At 61.2% G+C, this 2,194-nt stretch carries 1 protein-coding gene and 1 pseudogene; both read right to left on the bottom strand.

Annotated elements, in window-relative coordinates; translation table 11 throughout:
- Nucleotides 1–592 (bottom strand): annotated as a pseudogene (locus tag IEY70_RS20720) (hypothetical protein); the annotation flags it as partial.
- Between the two features lie 214 nt (nucleotides 593–806).
- Nucleotides 807–2,096 (bottom strand): S8/S53 family peptidase, encoded by a 1,290-nt coding sequence (locus IEY70_RS20725; RefSeq protein WP_189066926.1) that lies wholly within the window; start codon nucleotides 2,094–2,096, stop codon nucleotides 807–809.
- Nucleotides 2,097–2,194 lie beyond the last annotated feature (98 nt).

Genomic DNA, 2,194 nt, shown 5'->3' on the forward strand with positions numbered 1-2,194 from the left:
CCGCCCGCTGAAGGGGAAGACGCTCCGCAGAGGGAACCAGGCCCAGCACCACCCGGGCGACCGGCGCACTGACCGGATGGCGCTGCAGGGTGGCGAGGTGCTCACCGTACGTGGCGTAGCGGGCCTGGGCGTCGCCCCGGTCTGAGCGGAACCCCTGCGCGAGCGTCTGTGCCACCTGCCGTTGAAGTGAAGTAAAGGCTGCGATGCTCCGGGAATCCAGCGGTCGTCCCTGGACTTCTTCGGCCCGGGCGCGCATCACAGTCACCCACTCGGCGGGCGTGGCGGGCCGGTTGGGAACGGGGCGGGGCTCCGCCTGCCTCTCCACGGCTGTCACTTCACCGAGTGCGGCGACCTGCCGCTGGACGTGGGCGCGCTCCTGTTCGAGGCGGGCGTGTTCCTGGCGGTCCAGGCTGGCGGCCCGGAGCACTGGTCCGGCGGCGTGTCGCTGCGCGGTCTGTGGGCGGGCGCCGTGCTTCTTGAGGGCCTGCCGCTGGACGGCGAGGGGCTCCGGGGCCACTGGCACGCCCATCTGTTCCGGCGTCCGCTGCGGAAGCGGAGCCTTGCGTCTGGTCTGCTGGACCCGTTCGGTCATGACGGGCAGCGTACCGCGCAGGTGGACGGCAGGTCAGCGCAAATGAGCGTGAGGGGTCATGGCCGTCCGAACCACCGGGATCATCCTGACTTGGTTTGAACCTCAAAAACTGGACGGGGCGATGTGGAGAGTCAGGCATGAGTCGAGGTCTCAATTCAACACTGTCCAGATTCTGGGGAGCAAACCAGGCACGGCCGCCCCACTGCGTCGACTTCTAACAGCGGGGAATGGAGAACGGAATTGAGATCACAGGTCTGGGAGAGGTGGTTGGTGCGCCAATGGAGCAGGTCCCGCGGCACTGGATGACGGCTGGACGCATGGAGGTAGGTGAGCAAAGGCTACTGGAACTTCGCGTCCACCGTACTGCGAGAAGTGAGGTGATGGCCGGCGCAGAGAAGGACGTTCCGCGGTAAGCCAGGTTCGGCCAATCCCTGAGGTCGGCGGCTGTGGCGACGCAGAGAGGAGCGGCAGAAGAGGGCGAGCACCCGGCGGCAAGCGTAGTCGGTGGAAGCGTGTACCATTCACCCACTGCCTGCGTGTCTCCTGGGGAAGACCAGTTGCCTTCCTGGGGCAAGCCAGGGGGTCCACCCTGCCAGTTGGTGGCACCCACGCCGATGACCGTAGGAAGACTGGCCGGCATCAGGAGTCCGGAGGGAACCTTGGCGCCGTGATTGCCGCTGGAGGCGACGGCGAGGAAGGTGCGGTTCCGTTTGCTGAATGTTCGCTGCCACTCGGCGAGCTTCTTGAGAAGAGGGTTGTCTGCAGGCACCTCAAACGTCCACCGGAAAGCCTGGTCTGAAGAAATCTTACGCTGGCTGGCGATTTCCGTTAGGTAATTCTGAGTCGTGTACCGTTGTTCCGGGGACCTTTGATTACGCTCTTGAATGGCCTGGAGGGCTTCACAGCGAAGAAGGACGAAACTCATGTTCAGGAGCACGACAGGATCTTTGATGTTATCCAGCGTGGCATTGAGTTGTCTCGTCAGTTGAGCACTTTCGCCCTTAAAAGCACTGTAATCCAGAGTGCGGATGGTAACGGTCTGATTTCCCCGCCTCCAGCTCTCAGAGCCAGTCGGCATGTTCTTAAACCCGTCGCTTTCCAACAGGCTGACGATGTGCTGCCGCACGAGCGCGCCATGTCGGACTTCGAGATCAACGATCTGTCCGGTAGAAGCAGGGGCGTTCCGCTTGGACCGTATTGTAATCGGTGAGAAGTTGTCGACGACAACGATGGTTGCATTTGGCATAGTTGACGTAGTAGATATCGGAAGCCCTTTGAAGACATCCTTCAGGATGGGAGGTTTAACGGTGTCTGGAGGAAGATATGTGGCCCGTGGAATCAATCCTCCTGTAGAAAAATCGACGCGCCAGGCCTGTCCGAGTACCTGATAGGAGGAAGCGGCGCAAAAATCAGCCTGAGTGCCGTTGCTGACAGAGTTGGATTGAGCGGTTGCCACAGGAAGAGCAAGGAAAGCGGCCAGAATCTGCAGAACTCTGCTGAGCATATTGACCTCCGGTAATGAAGCGAAGGGACGTCGCTTATCTGACATCTTTCAGTTTTAGAAAAGGACGTCCAGCACGGCTTCTGACCTCAGAATGAGGG

The organism is Deinococcus seoulensis (assembly GCF_014648115.1).
In the GTDB taxonomy this organism is placed as follows: Bacteria; Deinococcota; Deinococci; order Deinococcales; family Deinococcaceae; genus Deinococcus; species Deinococcus seoulensis.